Genomic DNA, 16,867 nt, shown 5'->3' with positions numbered 1-16,867 from the left:
CGGTCAGACCTCCGTCGGGTCGGCGGGCTCGCGCAGGGATTCGGCGATCAGTTCCAGCAGGTGCTGCAGTTCATCGAGGTGCTGGCGTATGTCGGGTGGGGTGTAGTCGCTGTTGAGGGCGCGGGCGATCTGGTTGATGTTGACGCCGATCCGGTTGAGCTGGCGCAGGACCTGGGCGCGGAACATGTGGGTGCGGCGGCGGTCCTCGGACAGCGGCAGATTGGCGGTGAACCGGCCGGTGGCGAAGGCGAGGACGACGTCGGCGGCGAAGCCGGAGTCGCCCTTGTAGCCGTGCTCGGCAGCGGTCTTCTGGACGTCCACCAGCTCGTCGGAGGTGAAGCGCAGAGGGCCGACGCGTTCTGCTCGCTTGTCGCCGGTGAAGCGGCGGATCGTGGGCTGGGCGCTCTTCACGGCGGGCTCGCCGGCGGCGGGCTCGGCGGCGTGGGCGGGGCGCAGGATCTCGCGCTGGGCGGCGTGGAGTTCGTCCGGGTCGGGGCCGCCCTCGGCCACGGCCTCCTGGTCCGGCGCCCCCTGGCGCTGGGCCGTCTCCGCCACCCCCGGGGCGGAGATCCCCGAAGGCCGGCCTTGAGTCGGACTCGGGGTACTACTGGCTCCGCCAGGGGCCGTCCGTCCGAACGCGTGCCGCAGACGTGCCAGCAGCGTAGGAGACTGCGGCGAGTCAGGTGGCTCAGAGTGGGTGTCCTCAGGCAGGCGCTGATTGTGCGTCAAGGGAGATGCTCCATGTACGCCTGGGCGTGCGGGGTGGCGATGCTTGCGCGGCGTGGTCGTCGCGTTGTCCACAGGTGTGGAAAGCTGCGGGCCGGTTGGCCGATGCTCGGGTGACCGGAGGGGTTCCGGTCACCCGAGCAGGCCGGGGTCAGCGCCTGGAGACCTCTATGCCAGCTGCTTCGAGTTCCGGCCGAAGTAGTTCCATCACCTCGGTCTGCCGCTCACTGCCGATCGTCAGGTCTCGGTCCTTCACTGCCGCTCGAAGCAGGCCGCGCGTGAGCTTGCCGTGCTGATGACCGGTCGTCCGTCCGATGTTCGCCAGCTCCGCGATGGTCGCTTTCGGCGGACGACCACCGCTCGACTTGCTCTCCGGAACCTGGGGCGCAGGTTCCGTCCGCTCGTCACCGGAGACCGGCGAACTATCAGGAGCGGCGTCTGGCCGGTGGCTGTGGTTGATGTCGCCGACCGATCGTTCCTGCGCCTTTACGGAACCCCTGTCCGAGGAGTCGCCGGGCGGTGCGACGAGCTGGTGGATCTGTCGCATCAGGACGCCGAAGGCGACCATCGCGGCGGCCGGAGGAACGGCTGCGACCACGTAGTCGAGGAGCGGGACGCTGCGCGCGTTGTCCGTTCCGCTGACCCCGGCGACGTTCAACGCGATGGAGCCGACTGATCCGGCAACGGTCACGGCGATTGCCCAGGGGTCGGTTATGCGGCGCAGCGCTGCGCGCAGCATGAGCAGTTCGCCCGCGACGATGAACGCGTCCAGGGTGGCGGGCCAGGCCCAGCGGCGGATGGGGGTTGCTCCGAGCCCGTGTTGGCCGGCGACGTCGGCGAGGTGCGCGTAGGAGAGCCAGAACGCTCCGGCTGTCAGGGCGACGATGACGAGGCCAGCCGCGCCGAGCACGAGTTGCTCGGCGTCAACCCGCTTCGTCGGCTGCCTTTCGCTGCGGACGTCGGCTCGCGGCTGGGGTGCTTGCGTGGTGAGGTGCGGGGCGGTCAAGCGGGAAACTCCTGGGGGTGGTGGTGTGGGGCGTCTTTGCCGTCTCAGCCGTTGCAGGTGCAGGTCAGCGCGGGACGGCAGCGCTCCGGACGTGCCGTCCTGGCGGGCAGCGCCAGCGTCTTGTCCCGATTCGGGACAGGGAGGCGGCGGCTTCGGTTCGGGCTCCGCCTTGGGACGGCTTGGCCCTCACCGGGACGGTTGCGTTATGGCAGCCGTCCCGGCAAGCAGGACTGTGACCTGCGGCGATACGGCGAGGACGCCTGGGACGGGGCAAGACGGATCCGGACGCCGTCCCCTGCGGGCTGCACGTTCTCAGGCGCGTGCGCTGCCGTCTTGCCCTCGGCTGCCGTCTTGCTGGCGTGCGCCCTGACCTGCACGATCACGGCAGGGACGGCAAGTACGGCAACCAGGGAGGTGAGGGTCAGGCTTCGCCGCGACGAGCGTCGACGGGGTGGACGGTCGGGCAGTACCGCCGCCAGGCGTCGAGGAACTTGTTGCGCATGTAGCCCTTGCGCTGCGTCCGATCGGCCATGCGTACATTGCCGGGCCGGATGTCGTAGTCCCGCAGCATCCCGCTGAGCTCCCGCGAGGTCAGCCCGAAGCGTCCACGCTCTCCCCACGGGGCTTCGGCGTCCGCGTTCAGGTGGTGCAGGAGGTCTTCGGTGGAGAGGCTGTCCGCCTCCCGCTGCGCGAAGAAGACCCGTCGGATGTCAGCGAGGATCCGCGCCCCGCTCGGGTGGTCCTCCTCGGCCGCCACTTCGGCGGCGACCATTCGTGCGCACGCGATCCGCGCGAGCCGGGGCCAGCGACCGCCGGCCAGGTCGGCGACGATCACCAGGGGCTCCCAGGTGTCGGCGGCTCGGTCCTCGACCGGCATCTCCGGCTCCAGGCTCGCAGCGTCCTCCAGCAGCGGGAGGGCCCAGGCACGGATGCGGTCGCGTAGTTCGTGCAGAGCGGGGATGTCGCGTCGCGAGCGGAAGGGTTTGACCTTCTCGCCCTCGGCCCTGCGGCGCATGCGGATGACGACCGATCGATCCATGACGGTGTCCGGCAGGTCACCGATACCTGCGATGGCCGCCATCGCGAAGGTGGCGAACTTGTGCGGGGTGTGGTCGTTGCCGACGACCCGGGTGACGTAACGGCCGCGCTGATGACCGGCGTTGAGCAGACCGCGTGTTTCCTCGTTCTTCTCCGCGACCTTGGGGCCGAAGATGGTGTCGGCCTCGTCCACCAGCAGCGTCGGCGGCTCCTCCTCGTTGATCGAGCGGAAGATGGCCGCTGGTGTGGTGTTGATGGTGAGCATCGGCTCGTGGACCGTCTCGGTCAGCACGTCCAGGAGTCGCGACTTCCCGCACCGCTTCGCAGGTCCCACCACCGCCAGCCGTGGGGCGTGCTGCCACGCGGGCTGGAGCTGCGTCGCCGCCACCCACAGGGTGATCGCGTCCAGCGCCTCGGAAGAGGGTGGGATCACGAACTGGGCTATCTGGGAACGCAGTTCATCCAGTAGCTCCGAGCCCGGCGTCGGCTCCGCGTCGGGGATGGTCTCCAGGCCCCTTGCCGGGTCCGCCTCGCTGCTGCCGTCGGCCGGACCGTCGTACGCGTCCGCTGTGGCACCGTCGGCCTGGGCGGGGCGCAGGTGGGCGCCGGGCTGGCCGGGGATGGCTGTGGCGGGCCAGGCCGCTCGGGCGGAGGCGGAATAGGAGTCGGGGTTCTCGGGTTGCACTGGGCGGCTCCTCGTCTGGCGGTGTCGGGCTTGCACGCCCCTGCCGCCGGGTCGGATCTCACGGGATTGCTGGGGAGTCTCGGGGCCTCCGGCGTTGCACCGCCGGAGGCTCTCCCTTTGCTCGCGGGGGTTTCGGTACCGCGAGCGACCACGGACAGTACGTCCACGCCATGCCACAGTCCAGCGTTTCTGTGTCAGCTCAGCGCAGAATGGCCTATGGCGCATCAGGCGCCTCACGCGGCCAGCCCCAGCAAGGCCAACAGGTCTGCGGTCACCACCCGGTAGGCGTTCCCGAGCCTGAGCACCTTGCACGGGTACTGGCCGCGCTTGGCCAGCTCGTAGCCCTTGCTCCGGCCGAGCCCCAACGCCCGGTTACCCGTCTCCAGGTCAACGGCCGCCGGGAGCCCCAGAAGCTCCTCACGACTCATCCCCTTCGCCCATCCGGCGTCTTCGTTCTCGCGCATGCGCACTCCATCCATGACTGAGCCCACGGCGAACGCGGCCTCTGCGTCCGTCTCCAGGTCTTGGAATCAACGCTAAGCGAGCTAATGTGTCTCCATGACACAACACCGTAGCCATCCTAGAGAGAACAAGGCCGATGACGGGGACGACGTCCCGGAGTGGGTGGACCAGGTCATGGCCACCGTGGCCGCCGAGGTCCGCAGACGACGGAAGGAACTGGGTTGGAGCGCACAGGACTTGGCCGACAAGTGCGAGGAGATCGGTCATCCGATCCCTCGCAACGTCATCGCCAACATGGAGTCCGGGCGCCGCTCCAACCTGCCCTTGGTCGACGTCATGGTGCTGGCCGAGGCGCTGAACACCCCGCCCATCTGCCTGCTCTATCCCGTTGGCTACGTCGAAGACGTACAACGCCTTCCTCTCCAACACCCGACCACGTCGCTGGACGCGCTGCGCTGGTTCACCGGGGAGGAGACCGACCTCGGCGCGGACGACGACATGCTCCGCTACTTCCGCGCCCACCACGCCGCGCAGGAGCAGATGCGCCGCGCACAGCAAGACGAGGAGCACGCCCGCTACCAGGCCAAGACCGCCCACAACGCGGATCGAAAGGCCAAGGCCCTGCGAGCCCAGGCGCAGGCCGCCGTAGCCGCCGAGAAGGCCAAGACACGCCTGTACCGGGTCCGCGCCTTTATCGAGGAAGAGGGCGTCACACCCCCACACCTGTGGCCCGACGTCATCAGCGCCATCGAATCGACCGGCACCAACCCCGACACCACCGAGGAGAATGATCTTTGAAGGGCTCCACCTACCGCCGCTGCTCCTGCCGCGACCCGAAGACCGGCAAGGAACTCGGCACCTCCTGCCCCAAGCGCAACAGCAGGAACCACTGCACCTACTCCGTACGCCAGGAGCTCTCACCCCGCGAGGACGGCAGCCGACGCTCCTTCGCCCGTGGCGGGTATGGCAGCCTCAAGGCAGCCCAAGCCGCCCTCGACCACGTACGGGCCCTGCTTGGGCTCGCCGACTCGGACGATCCGGAGGGCACCGAACTCATCGCCGAGATGCTGGCCGAGGTCAGCCGCGAGCGCTCGCCCCTGCCCGAGGTAGAGGGGACCCGGCGGCGTCTCAACTCCGGCCAAGACCTCATCGGCAGCCTGACCGTCGCCGAATGGCTCGACCGCTGGCTGACCGGCAAGCGCATACGCAAGTCCGGCCTCAATCGCTACGAGACAGACATCCGCGTCCACCTGAAGCCGCGCATCGGCAACCGGCGTCTGGACCGGCTACGCGTCAGCCATCTGAGCGAGATGTTCACGGACATCCGCGACGCCAACGCCCAGATCCTGGAGGACAACGCCCAGCGGCGAGCCGCGATCGACGAGTTGGCGACCGTGCCGTGGAAGGGCACCGATAACCGAGCCCGACGCAAGGCGATGAAGGCCGCAATAGACGAGATGCCGCCCTTCCGCCGTATCACCGGCCCCGCCACTCGTCAGCACGTCAAGGCAACCCTCCGCGCGGCGCTGAATGACGCGATCGGCCAGCAGATAATCACGTTCAACCCCGCCGCCCACGTGGAGATCGACCCCGTGTGCAAGCCGAAGGCGCTCGTGTGGACGGACGAGCGGGTCGCCAAGTGGGAGCAGACGGGCGAGAAGCCGTCGCCTGTGATGGTCTGGACGCCTCAACAGACTGGCTCCTTCCTCGACTTCGTAGCCGAGGACCGGTTGTACGCGATGTGGCACCTGATCGCCTTCCGCGGCCTACGCCGAGGCGAGGCATGCGGGCAGCCCTGGTCGGAGACGAACCTCGACACACACTCCCTCACCGTCTCCTCCCAACTCGTGCAGGACGGCTGGGAGATCGAGGCGTCCGACCCCAAGACGGACAGCGGCTATCGCGTGGTCGCACTCGACGACGACACCGTCGACGTCCTGAAGGGCCACCGCGAGCGGCAGGACAAGGCCCGCGAGAAGTGGGGCACGGCCTGGGTCGACACCGGCCACGTCTTCACCCAGGAAGACGGCTCCTGGCTCCACCCCGGCAAGGTGACGGACCTCTTCGAACGGCTCGTCGCCGCCTCCGGCCTCCCGCCGATCCGGTTGCACGACCTGCGCCACGGCGCGGCCACCCTCATGCTCGCCGCCGACATCGACATCAAGATCGTGTCGGACACTCTCGGGCACAGCGACACCCGCATCACGCGGGACATCTACCAGAGCGTCCTGCCCCAGGTCGGCAGGAGCGCCGCCGAGGCGACCGCGAAGCTCGTCCCTCTCCAGCGCAAGGCCGAGGCCGAGAAAGCGGCACGCAAGGCCGCGAAGAAGGAGAAGGCCAAGAACGCCGGCAAGGCAAGGTGCGGCAAGCCGAAGGACAAGGCGAAAGCCCAGGCCAAGGCGGGCAAGAAGGCCAAGCGCCGGAAGCCCAAGAAGTAGGTCCCAGAGCGGTTCCGCTCACGCATCGCTCACGCAAGCACTTCCACGGCATCCCCGTCATGCGGCTCGGCCGGCCCCAGGCATGAAAAAACCCCAGGTCACGGCGAGTGAGTCCTGGGGTAATTCCGAGCCGCCTTCGGGATTCGAACCCGAGACCTACGCATTACGAGTGCGTTGCTCTGGCCATCTGAGCTAAGGCGGCGCGCCGTCCGCACCATCGTGCGATCAGCAACGCGGCCAAGTCTACACAGTTTCCGGGGGTGCTCCGCACACCCCTCCCGGAGCGGCCCTCCCGCCCTACGAACAGCGCTTTCCCGCCGCCGGGACCTTGCCCTCCAGGAGGTACGCGTTGATCGTCGAGTCGACGCACTCGCCGCCCCTGCCGTACGCCGTGTGGCCGTCGCCCTCGTATGTGAGGAGGCGGCCCGAGGAGAGCTGGGAGGCCAGGGCCTGGGCCCAGTGGTAGGGCGTGGCGGGGTCGCGGGTCGTGCCGGCGACGACGATGGGCGCCGCGCCCTTCGCCTCGATGCGGTGCGGCTCGCCCGTGGCCTTGACCGGCCAGTACGCGCAGTTCAGGGAGGCCCAGGCGAGGCCCTCGCCGAAGACGGGGGAGGCCTTCTCGAAGTCCGGGAGGGCCTTCTTGACCTGGGCCGGGGTGGTGAAGGCGGGCGGCAGGTCCAGGCAGTTCACGGCGGCGTTGGCGAACATGAGGTTCGCGTACGTGCCGTCGCCGTCACGCTCGTAGTAGCTGTCGGAGAGCGCCAGCAGTGCCGCCCCGTCCTTGTTCTTGATCGCCGAGCCGAGCGCGTCACGCAGCTGCGGCCAGGCGCCCTCGTCGTACATCGCGGCGATCACGCCCGTCGTGGCGAGGGCCTCGCCGAGTTTGCGGCCCGAGGAGTCACCGGCGGGCAGGGGCATCCGGTCCACCTCGTCGAAGAAGGCCTTGAGGCGCTTGCCCGCCTCGTCGGGGCTCCCGGAGCCGAGCGGGCACTCCGCGCCGAGCGCCACGCAGTCCTTCGCGAACGACTGGAACGCCGTCTCGAAGCCCGCGGTCTGGTCGCGGTTCATCCGGCGCGCGGGCAGGGAGGGGTCCATCGCGCCGTCCAGGACGAGACGCCCCACGCGCTTCGGAAAGAGACCGGCGTACGTCGCGCCGAGGAACGTCCCGTACGAGGCTCCGACGTACGACAGCCGCTCGTCGCCCAGCGCCGACCTGAGGACGTCCATATCGCGCGCCGCCTCCACGGTGGAGACATGCGGCAGGATCTTCGCCGACCGCTCCTTGCAGCCCTCCGCGAACTCCTCGAAGGAAGTGCGCAGCTCATCGGTCTCGCGCTGGTCGTCGGGGGTCATGTCGGTCTGCGTGTACGCGTCCATGTCCTCGCCGTCGAGGCAGGTGACGGGCTCGCTGCGGGCCACCCCGCGCGGGTCGACGGCGACCATGTCGTAGCGGGAGCGGACCTCTTCGGGATAGCCGAGCGCCGCGTACGCCTGGAGGTAGCCGACCGCCGAGCCGCCGGGCCCGCCCGGGTTGACCAGGAGCGAACCGAGCCGCGCCCGCCGCTCGGTGGCCTTCTTGCGGGCCACCGCCAACTTGATGTCACCCGCCGCGGGCTTGTCGTAGTCGAGCGGGACCTTCATCGTGGCGCACTCGAAACCGGTGACACCGCACTCGCGCCAGCGGAGCTTCTGGTCGTAGTACGAGGCCAGATCCGCCGGTGTCGAGCTGGGCAGCGCGACCATGGAGGCGTCCGCCCGCGAACTCCCCGACGAGCAGCCCGAGATGAGCAGCCCCGCGGTCACGAGCAGCGTGCCGCACGTGCGGAAGGGGAGGTGACGGCTGCGGCTGCGACGGTTGCGACGGCTGATGTCCATCACGCGAGCCTAACTCTCCGCGCATGCCTGAACACATAACGTACTCGCGCGTTACTCGTACGGGTGACGCTGTCAACCAGTCCGCCACGCGCGGCGGTTCACCACCGCTCCCACCACCGCTCCCCCTACGTGTCCGGCCGCGCGTCCGGCCGCCTCACCCGGCCCGCAACGCCACCGTCATCGCCTCCACCGCCAGCAGCGGCGCCACATTCCGATCGAGGGCCGTGCGGCAGGCGCCGATCGCCTCGATGCGGCGCAGCGTGGACTCGGGGGAGGTGGCCAGGGCCATGCGCTCCAGCATGTCCTGCACCTCCGTGTTGGCGATGGCGACGCGGGAGCCCAACTGAAGAGCGAGGACGTCGCGGTAGACGCCGGTCAGGTCGATGAGCGCGAGGTCGAGGCTGTCGCGCTGCGTACGGGTCTTGCGGCGCTTCTGGCGGTCCTCCAGCTCCTTCATGATGCCCGCGGTGCCGCGCGGCATCCGGCTGCCCTGCGCCCCGCCGAGCGCCGCCTTCATCTCCTCGGTCTCCTTGGTGTCGACGTCCTCGGCGACCTGCTTCGCGTCGTCGGTCGCCGTGTCGATCAGCTCCTGCGCCGCCTTCAGACAGCCGCCGATCTCCTGCACCCGCAGGGGCAGCTTCAGGACGGCGGCCCTGCGCTCGCGCGCGCGGGGGTCGGTGGCGAGCCGCCGGGCGCGGCCGATGTGCCCCTGCGTGGCGCGCGCCACCGACGCGGCGACATCGGGCGCGATGCCGTCTCTCCGTACGAGCACGTCGGCGACGGCATCCACAGGAGGCGTACGCAGGGTCAGGTGCCGGCAGCGGGAGCGGATGGTCGGCAGCACGTCCTCCAGGGAGGGCGCGCAGAGCAGCCACACGGTACGGGGAGCGGGCTCTTCGACGGCTTTCAGCAGGACGTTCCCCGCGCCCTCGGTGAGGCGGTCGGCGTCCTCCAGGACGATGACCTGCCAGCGCCCGACCGCGGGCGAGAGCTGGGCCCGCCGGACCAGCTCGCGGGTCTCCTTCACGCCGATGGACAACAGGTCCGTACGCACCACTTCCACGTCGGCGTGCGTACCGACGAGGCTGGTGTGGCAGCCGTCGCAGAACCCGCAGCCGGGAACGCCGCCCAGGGCGCGGTCCGGGCTGGTGCACTGGAGGGCGGCGGCGAAGGCGCGCGCCGCCGTGGACCGTCCGGAGCCGGGCGGGCCCGTGAACAGCCAGGCGTGCGTCATCCTCGACGAATCCGGCACGGGTGTGTCGGCGGCGACCGCGGTCACCAGCGCGTCGGCGTCCCGGGCGGCGGCGCTCAGCTGCGCGCTCACCCGGTCCTGGCCCACCAGGTCGTCCCACACGCTCACGACGTCACCGCCACGTCGTCCCACACGCTCATGGGGGTCACCGCCTTACGCTGCGCACTGCTCTTGCCGGACTGCCCATTGTGGAACACGCCACTGACAATCCGGGCCGCCCGGCTCCCGGACGGCCCCCGGCCCGCCTTCGGGCCGGCGCCCGCGATCAACGCCGACGGCCGCCGCGGCGCCCCCGCCCGCTCTTGCCATCGGCGCCATTCGCCTCGTCTGGGCCGTCGGCACCGTCCTCGTGCGAGCCGAGCAGTTCGTCCGCCAGCGTCGGCAGATCGTCCACCGGCGCCTCCTCGGCCCATCCGGGACCGGAGCGCCGGGGCGTGCCCTGCTCGTCGATCTGGGGCAGCTCGCGGGTGCGTTCGTTGGCCCCCTCGGGGGCCGAGGGACGCTCGTCGCGGAAGTAGCCAGGCGGCACCTTGTCCTCGGAGACGACCGGCAGCACCGCCGTCTCGTCCGCGGCCCCCGGAGCCGGCGGCTGAGGCAGCACCTCGGTGTCCTCAGGGCCCGGCCCGTCGGGCCGTACCGCCGGCAGGACGGCGGTCTCGTCGGCCGCTCCGGCCGGCGGCGGCGCCACCACGGGGGTGGACACGGTGGTCTCGTTGTCCGGCACGGACGGGGTGGCCGGTGCGGCCGGGGCGGCTGGTGCTGCCGGGACGTCTGAGGCAGCCGGTGCGTCTGAGGCACCCGGCGCAGAACCAGAAGCAGAAGCCGTGGACGCGGAGGCCGTGGACGCCGATGCCGTGGGCGCCGATGCCGTGGGCGCCGATGCCGTGGAGGCCGAAGCCGCCTCAGCCGCCGCCGCAGCCGCAGCCGCGGACGCCGCGGCCATCCGCCGCGCCTCCTCCGCCCGCAGCAACGCCTCCTCCGCCTTGCGCTGCTTCTCGCGCCGGCGCTCCTCCGCCTCGGCCCGCAGCCGCGCCTCTTCCTCGGCCTCCGCGCGGCGCCGCGCCTCCTCGGCCTCCCTGAGCTTCTCCTCGGCGAGCAGCCTGGCCTTCTCCTCCTCGGCCTTGCGCCGCGCCTCCTCGGCCCGCTTCCTGGCCTCTTCGGCCTGCCGCTCGGCCTCGCGGCGCTGGGCCTCCTCCAGCTCGCGCCGCTTGCGCTCCTCCTCCTCGGCGCGCAGCTTGGCGAGCTGCTCCTGGCGCTCGCGCTCCAGGCGCTCCTCCTCGGCCTTGCGGGCGGCCTCTTCCTCGGCCTTGCGCCGCGCCTCCTCCTCGGCGGCCTTGCGGGCCTCTTCCTGGGCCTTCACCTCGGCCTCGGAGAGCGGAAGGACCACGTCGAGGCGGTGCCGGATCACGGTCGTGACCGCCTCCGGCTCCTGGGCGGCGTCGACGACGAGGTAGCGGCCGGGGTCGGCGGCGGCGAGGGTGAGGAAACCGGACCGCACGCGCGCGTGGAACTCGGCGGGCTCCGACTCGAGCCGGTCGGGCGCCTCCGTGAACCGCTCGCGGGCCGCCTCGGGCGACACGTCGAGCAGGCACGTCAGGTTCGGTACGAGCCCACCGGTCGCCCAGCGGTTGATGCGGGCGACCTCGGTCGGCGAGAGGTCGCGTCCGGCGCCCTGGTAGGCGACGGACGAGTCGATGTACCGGTCGGAGATGACGACGGCGCCGCGCTCCAGGGCGGGCCGTACGACGGTGTCGACGTGCTCGGCGCGGTCGGCGGCGTACAGCAGGGCCTCCGCGCGGTGCGAGAGACCGGCCGAGGACACGTCCAGCAGGATCGACCGCAGCCGCTTGCCGACGGGCGTGGCGCCCGGCTCGCGCGTGACGACGACTTCATGGCCCTTGGCGCGGATCCACTCGGCGAGCGCCTCGGCCTGCGTCGACTTACCGGCGCCGTCGCCGCCCTCCAGGGCGATGAAGAAGCCGGTGGCGCAGGGAGCCTGCGCCGGGTCGTCGCCGCCGCGCAGCGCGTCGAGCAGGTCGTGCCGCAGCGGTACGCCCTGCCGGTCGTCGGCCTTGGCGAGGACCAGCGCGGCCACCGGCAGGAGCAGCGCGCCGACCAGCATCAGCGTGAAGGCGGCGCCTCCGTGGTCGAAGACGAACTTGCCGTTGACCATGCGGTGCGGCCCGATCGCGGCGGCGACCACGGGGGCCACCAGCGCGCCGAGCGCGACGCTCAGCCGGACGACGGCCTGGAGGTGTTCGGTGGTGCGGGCCCTGCGGTAGTCCTCGACCTCCTGGTCGAGCAGCGCGTGCCCGGTGTTCGCGGCGACGCCCGCGCTGACGCCGGTGAGGGCCAGGAGCAGCAGGACGGTCGTCACGTCGGGCACGAGGCCCGCGGCGAGCAGTGCGAGGCCGGTGAGGGCGATCGCGAGAGCGAGCAGCCGGCGGCGGGAGAGCGAGGTCAGCAGGGAGGGCGCGGTACGGATGCCGACGACGGTGCCGCCGGTGAGCGCGAGGACGATCAGGCCGTACGTGACGGGGCCACCGCCCAGGTCCTTGGCGTGCAGCAAGGCGACGGCGACGGCCGCGGCGACGGCCGTGGCGACGGCGGCACAGGCGACGACGAGCAGCGGGATGGCACCCGTACGCCCCTTGTCGGTCCCGGTGCCCGTACGCGGCCTGCGGAGCCCTTCGAGGGGGCTACGCGCGCGTGGCGTCTGCGTACCGGGAAGGCGCAGGAAGTAGACGATGGACAGCGAACCGGCGAACAGCCCGGCCGCGAGGAACGAGGCGAGCCCCGCCTGGTGCAGTGCGAACCAGTCGAGCCCGGCGCCCAGGAGGTTGCCGATGAGCGTGATGGCGACCAGCGCGGCGGCCGCGAGGGGCATCGCCACGAATCCCGTACGCAGCGACAGGCGCCGCAGCGCGTCCATGTGGTCCGGCAGCGGCCGTACCGTCGCGCCCTCCAGGGGCGGCGCGGGCAGCAGCGCGGGCGCCACGCTCTCCCTGGCGACCGTCCAGAACCGCTCGGCGACCCCGACCACGAAGGAGGTCACCAGGATCACCGCGAGGGCGTTGTCCGGCGTCCAGTCGATCCACAGCGGCGCGACGATCAGCAGCGCCGCGCGCACGCCGTCGGCGCCGACCATGGTCCAGCGCCGGTCGAGCGGGCCACCCGGTGAGGTGAGGGAGGTGAGCGGTCCGAGGAGCACCGCTCCGAAGAGCAGCGTCGCGAGGACACGCGCTCCGAAGACCGCGGTGATGGCGAGGGCCACGCCACGGTAGCCGCCGCCGAAGGCACCTTCCGCGATGGCCGACTGGAGCGCGAGAATCACCAGGACGAGCAGGGCGAGCGCGTCGCCGACACTGCCGACGAGATGAGCGCTCCACAACCGCTTCAGCTGGGGTACGCGCAGCAGAGCGCGGACCGCACGCTCTCGGGAATCTGCGACCAGGGCGTCGTCGGGGGCCGGGATTCCGGCCGTTGGCTGCTCGGCACGCGTCATCCGTCCAGCCTATCTGGACGCGCCGCTTCCCCGAGGGCCCACCCGAACTAACGCCCGGTCGCCCCGCTGCGTCAGTCCTCCGAAGAGGCAGCCTTACTCGAAGCCGCCGCCTTCTTGGCAGTGGTCTTCTTAGCGGCGGTCTTCTTAGCGGTCGTCTTCTTAGCTGCGGCAGTCTTCGTGGCGGCGGCCTTCTTGGCGGGCGCCTTCTTGGCAGGTGCCTTCTTGGCGGCCTTCTTCGCCGTCTTCTTGGCGGGCCCCTTCGCCCGCTTCTCAGCGAGCAGCTCGTAGCCGCGCTCCGGGGTGATGTCCTCGACCGAGTCCGCCGCCCGCAGCGTCGCGTTGGTCTCGCCGTCGGTCACGTACGCGCCGAAGCGGCCGTCCTTGACCACGACGGGCTTCCCGCTGACCGGGTCCTGGCCCAGCTCCTTCAGCGGCGGCTTCGCGGCCGCGCGCCCCCGCTGCTTCGGCTTGGAGTAGATCTCCAGGGCTTCTTCGAGCGTGATGGTGAAGAGCTGCTCCTCACTCTCGATGGAGCGCGAGTCGGTGCCCTTCTTCAGATACGGGCCGTACCGGCCGTTCTGCGCGGTGATCTCGACGCCCTCGGCGTCGGTGCCGACCACGCGCGGCAGCGACATCAGCTTCAGCGCGTCCTCAAGGGTGACCGTGTCCAGCGACATGGTCTTGAAGAGCGAGGCCGTGCGCGGCTTGACCGCGTTCTTGCCGGTCTTCGGCGTGCCCTCGGGAAGGATCTCCGTCACATACGGGCCGTAACGCCCGTCCTTGGCGACGATCTGGTGGCCCGACGCGGGGTCCGCACCCAGTTCGAAGTCCCCGCTCGGCTTGGCGAGCAGCTCCTCCGCGTACTCGACCGTCAGCTCGTCGGGCGCCAGGTCCTCGGGGACGTCGGCCCGCTGGTGCTCCTCGGAGTCGCGCTCGCCGCGCTCGATGTAGGGGCCGTAGCGGCCCACGCGCAGCATGATGCCGTCACCGACGGGGAAGGACGACACCTCGCGGGCGTCGATCGCGCCGAGGTCGGTGACGAGTTCCTTGAGACCGCCGAGGTGGTCGCCGTCGCCGTTGCCCGCGTCGGCCGCGCCGCCGGAGGGCTCGCCCTCACCGAAGTAGAAGCGCCGCAGCCACGGCACGGCCTGCGCCTCGCCCCGCGCGATGCGGTCGAGGTCGTCCTCCATCTTGGCGGTGAAGTCGTAGTCGACGAGCCGCCCGAAGTGCTTCTCCAGCAGATTGACGACGGCGAACGACAGGAACGAGGGGACGAGCGCCGTCCCCTTCTTGAAGACGTATCCGCGGTCGAGGATGGTGCCGAGGATCGACGCGTACGTCGACGGGCGGCCGATCTCGCGCTCTTCCAGCTCCTTGACCAGCGAGGCCTCGGTGTAGCGGGCCGGGGGCTTGGTCGCGTGCCCGTCGACCGAGATCTCCTCGGCGGAGAGCGCGTCTCCCTCGTTGACCTGCGGAAGCCTGCGCTCGCGGTCGTCCAGCTCGGCGTTCGGGTCGTCGGCGCCCTCGACGTACGCCTTGAGGAAGCCGTGGAAGGTGATGGTCTTGCCGGACGCGCTGAACTCGGCGTCGCGGCCGTCGGAGGCACGGCCACCGATCTTGACCGTGACGGAGTTCCCGGTCGCGTCCTTCATCTGGGAGGCGACGGTCCGCTTCCAGATCAGCTCGTAGAGCCGGAACTGGTCGCCGGTCAGGCCGGTCTCGGCGGGCGTGCGGAAACGATCACCCGAGGGACGGATCGCCTCGTGCGCCTCCTGCGCGTTCTTGACCTTCCCGGCGTACGTACGCGGCTTGTCCGGCAGGTAGTCGCTGCCGTAGAGCTGCGTGACCTGAGCGCGAGCGGCGGAGACCGCCGTGTCGGACAGGGTCGTGGAGTCCGTACGCATATAGGTGATGAAGCCGTTCTCGTACAGCTTCTGGGCCACCTGCATCGTGGCCTTCGCGCCGAAGCCCAGCTTGCGCGAGGCCTCCTGCTGCATCGTCGTCGTACGGAACGGGGCGTACGGGGAGCGGCGGTACGGCTTGGACTCGACGGACCGTACGGAGAAGTTCGTGTCCTGGAGCGCGGCGGCCAGCGCACGTGCGTTCGCCTCGTCCAGGTGCAGGGTGTCGGATTTGAGCTGCCCGACGGAGTTGAAGTCACGGCCCTGGGCGATGCGCTTGCCGTCGACCGAGGTGAGGCGGGCGACGAGCTGCGACGGGTCGGAGGCGTCACCGGCGCGGCCGGTGCCGAAGGTGCCGGTCAGGTCCCAGTACTCGGCGGAGCGGAAGGCGATGCGCTCGCGCTCCCGTTCGACGACGAGGCGGGTGGCCACGGACTGGACGCGGCCCGCCGACAGGCGCGGCATGACCTTCTTCCACAGGACCGGCGAGACCTCGTAGCCGTAGAGGCGGTCGAGGATGCGGCGGGTCTCCTGCGCGTCGACCATGCGCTTGTTCAGCTCGCGCGGGTTGGCGACGGCGCTGCGGATCGCGTCCTTGGTGATCTCGTGGAAGACCATCCGGTGGACGGGGACCTTGGGCTTCAGGACCTCGAGGAGGTGCCACGCGATGGCTTCGCCCTCGCGGTCCTCATCGGTGGCGAGGAAGAGTTCGTCGGAGTCCTTCAGCAGGTCCTTGAGCTTCTTGACCTGCGCCTTCTTGTCGGCGTTGACGACATAGATGGGCGCGAAGTCATGCTCGACGTCCACGCCGAGGCGGCGCACCTCGCCGGTGTACTTCTCGGGCACCTCCGCGGCGCCGTTGGGGAGGTCGCGGATGTGCCCGACGCTGGCCTCGACTACGTAGCCGGGGCCGAGGTAGCTCTTGATCGTCTTCGCCTTGGCAGGCGACTCGACGATGACGAGTCGGCGGCCGCCCTGTGCGGTCTCGCTGGTCGGGGACAACTTCGCTCTTCTCTCCGGTCGACGCTCGGTGGCAGTGCGCGGTGGCAATGCTCGTAGCAGTGCTCCTGGCAGTGCGGTGGCAGTGCTCGCATGGCTTGCGTTGCGCTGACGCTGCGGAGTGTGACGGTACATCCCGCCCCCGTGTCAAACGGTAAAAGCCCGCAACGGCCACTCGAACGGTAACCCGACTACCGCCATTCCTGCCGCCCGGAGTGGCGACCTGCCGTTTCGGCGACCCGCCGGGGCAGCGGCCCCGCCGCACCTGCGCGATCACCTGGAGCCGTCCGCTCCCCGGTACCTGAGGAGTCCCCGTATCGCCCCGGACCAGTCCCCTCCCCGGCATCGGAACGAGCCTGCCCGCCGTGCCGAAACGCGACACCGTCCCCGGGAAGCGCGACCCCACTCCCTACGGGAGTACCACCCGCCGCACCACCGGGACAGCCCCGCCCGCGTCCTCGGCGTACGGCCGCCCGTCGACCGGAACACGGCGCTCCGCCGCAGCCGAAATACGACGCTCCACCGTCACCGGAAGGTGGCGGTCCGCCGCTGTCGGCGCCTGCTGTCGGCGCCCGGATTCACAGCCGAGTGAAACACCACACTCCGAGAAGCAGCGCCCCGAAACCGGCGAGCGCGGAGAGCGTCGCCGATGCGACAGGCTTCACACCGTGGGCGACGGGCTCGCGGTGCGCGACCCGCGCACCGGTCCACAGCAGCAGTCCGGCACCGAACAGCGCGAACACCGTTCCGGCGAAGATCGCGGGTGCGCTCTCCATGGCCCTTGCCTCCCCGTGGCAGCTCTTCTCGGCGGTCCGCCAGGAGGCTGGCACAGCCGGGAATCGGGAGCGCGAAATCCGGGTGAACGACGGACGGCGCCCGCAACCCCGCACCCCGCGGAACCCGCCGTACGCCCCGGCATTCGCCGTACGCCCCGGAACCCGCCGTACGCGCCCGAATCGCCGGATGCGTACGGGATGTTG

The 16,867-nt window shown here is 70.7% G+C and carries 11 protein-coding genes and 1 tRNA gene; 2 read left to right on the top strand and 10 right to left on the bottom strand.

The features are described 5' to 3' along the window. Positions 1–3 precede the first annotated feature (3 nt). The 4 genes from IG54_RS0113755 to IG54_RS0113740 form a co-directional block, all read right to left on the bottom strand. Positions 4–555 carry a MobC family plasmid mobilization relaxosome protein gene (locus IG54_RS0113755; protein ID WP_030782224.1) on the bottom strand — a complete coding sequence of 184 codons (552 nt, stop codon included), beginning with the start codon at positions 553–555 and terminating at the stop codon, positions 4–6. Positions 556–877: 322 nt separating this feature from the next. Next, positions 878–1,732 carry a DUF2637 domain-containing protein gene (locus tag IG54_RS0113750; protein WP_030782221.1) on the bottom strand — a complete coding sequence of 285 codons (855 nt, stop codon included), beginning with the start codon at positions 1,730–1,732 and terminating at the stop codon, positions 878–880. A gap of 421 nt (positions 1,733–2,153) precedes the next feature. After that, positions 2,154–3,455 (bottom strand): DUF3631 domain-containing protein, encoded by a 1,302-nt coding sequence (locus tag IG54_RS0113745; protein WP_030782219.1) that lies wholly within the window; start codon positions 3,453–3,455, stop codon positions 2,154–2,156. Between the two features lie 233 nt (positions 3,456–3,688). After that, positions 3,689–3,919 (bottom strand): hypothetical protein, encoded by a 231-nt coding sequence (locus IG54_RS0113740; RefSeq protein WP_030782216.1) that lies wholly within the window; start codon positions 3,917–3,919, stop codon positions 3,689–3,691. Positions 3,920–4,013: 94 nt separating this feature from the next. On the opposite strand from IG54_RS0113740, the gene IG54_RS0113735 reads away from it, so the two are divergent. Together IG54_RS0113735 and IG54_RS0113730 are read left to right on the top strand one after the other, a co-directional pair. After that, entirely contained in the window at positions 4,014–4,715 is a 702-nt protein-coding gene (locus tag IG54_RS0113735; RefSeq protein ID WP_030782213.1) for a helix-turn-helix domain-containing protein, read from the top strand. Further along, positions 4,712–6,355 carry a tyrosine-type recombinase/integrase gene (locus IG54_RS0113730; protein WP_030782209.1) on the top strand — a complete coding sequence of 548 codons (1,644 nt, stop codon included), beginning with the start codon at positions 4,712–4,714 and terminating at the stop codon, positions 6,353–6,355. The genes IG54_RS0113735 and IG54_RS0113730 overlap by 4 nt, the downstream gene beginning before the upstream one ends. Positions 6,356–6,483: 128 nt before the next feature. Here IG54_RS0113730 and IG54_RS0113725 read toward each other — a convergent pair. The 6 genes from IG54_RS0113725 to IG54_RS0113700 all read right to left on the bottom strand — a co-directional run bounded on the left by IG54_RS0113725 (position 6,484) and on the right by IG54_RS0113700 (position 16,663). Further along, positions 6,484–6,557, bottom strand: a tRNA-Thr gene (locus tag IG54_RS0113725). Between the two features lie 95 nt (positions 6,558–6,652). Continuing rightward, entirely contained in the window at positions 6,653–8,230 is a 1,578-nt protein-coding gene (locus IG54_RS0113720; RefSeq protein ID WP_030782205.1) for an alpha/beta hydrolase, read from the bottom strand. A gap of 154 nt (positions 8,231–8,384) precedes the next feature. Then, positions 8,385–9,590, bottom strand: coding sequence for a DNA polymerase III subunit delta' (locus tag IG54_RS0113715; RefSeq protein ID WP_030782203.1), 1,206 nt, complete (start codon positions 9,588–9,590; stop codon positions 8,385–8,387). A gap of 157 nt (positions 9,591–9,747) precedes the next feature. Then, positions 9,748–12,987 carry a dTMP kinase gene (gene tmk / locus IG54_RS0113710; protein WP_030782200.1) on the bottom strand — a complete coding sequence of 1,080 codons (3,240 nt, stop codon included), beginning with the start codon at positions 12,985–12,987 and terminating at the stop codon, positions 9,748–9,750. A 71-nt stretch (positions 12,988–13,058) separates the two neighbouring features. Beyond that, entirely contained in the window at positions 13,059–15,890 is a 2,832-nt protein-coding gene (gene topA / locus IG54_RS0113705) for a type I DNA topoisomerase (RefSeq protein WP_030782197.1), read from the bottom strand. 575 nt (positions 15,891–16,465) lie between these two features. Beyond that, positions 16,466–16,663 carry a hypothetical protein gene (locus IG54_RS0113700; RefSeq protein WP_030782195.1) on the bottom strand — a complete coding sequence of 66 codons (198 nt, stop codon included), beginning with the start codon at positions 16,661–16,663 and terminating at the stop codon, positions 16,466–16,468. Positions 16,664–16,867: the final 204 nt, after the last annotated feature.

Origin of the sequence: Streptomyces sp. NRRL S-920 (genome assembly GCF_000717945.1) — a bacterium.
Classification (GTDB): Bacteria; Actinomycetota; Actinomycetes; order Streptomycetales; family Streptomycetaceae; genus Streptomyces; species Streptomyces alboniger.
Note: the sequence above shows the minus strand (reverse complement) of the source record. Positions and strands in the feature narration are given on the sequence as shown.

Coding starts and splice junctions, on each gene's coding strand:
- tmk (WP_030782200.1), bottom strand. CDS start 12,987: ATGACGCGTGCCGAGCAGCCAACGGCCGGAATCCCGGCCCCCGACGAC.
- IG54_RS0113735 (WP_030782213.1), top strand. CDS start 4,014: ATGACACAACACCGTAGCCATCCTAGAGAGAACAAGGCCGATGACGGG.
- IG54_RS0113740 (WP_030782216.1), bottom strand. CDS start 3,919: ATGCGCGAGAACGAAGACGCCGGATGGGCGAAGGGGATGAGTCGTGAG.
- IG54_RS0113700 (WP_030782195.1), bottom strand. CDS start 16,663: ATGGAGAGCGCACCCGCGATCTTCGCCGGAACGGTGTTCGCGCTGTTC.
- IG54_RS0113720 (WP_030782205.1), bottom strand. CDS start 8,230: ATGGACATCAGCCGTCGCAACCGTCGCAGCCGCAGCCGTCACCTCCCC.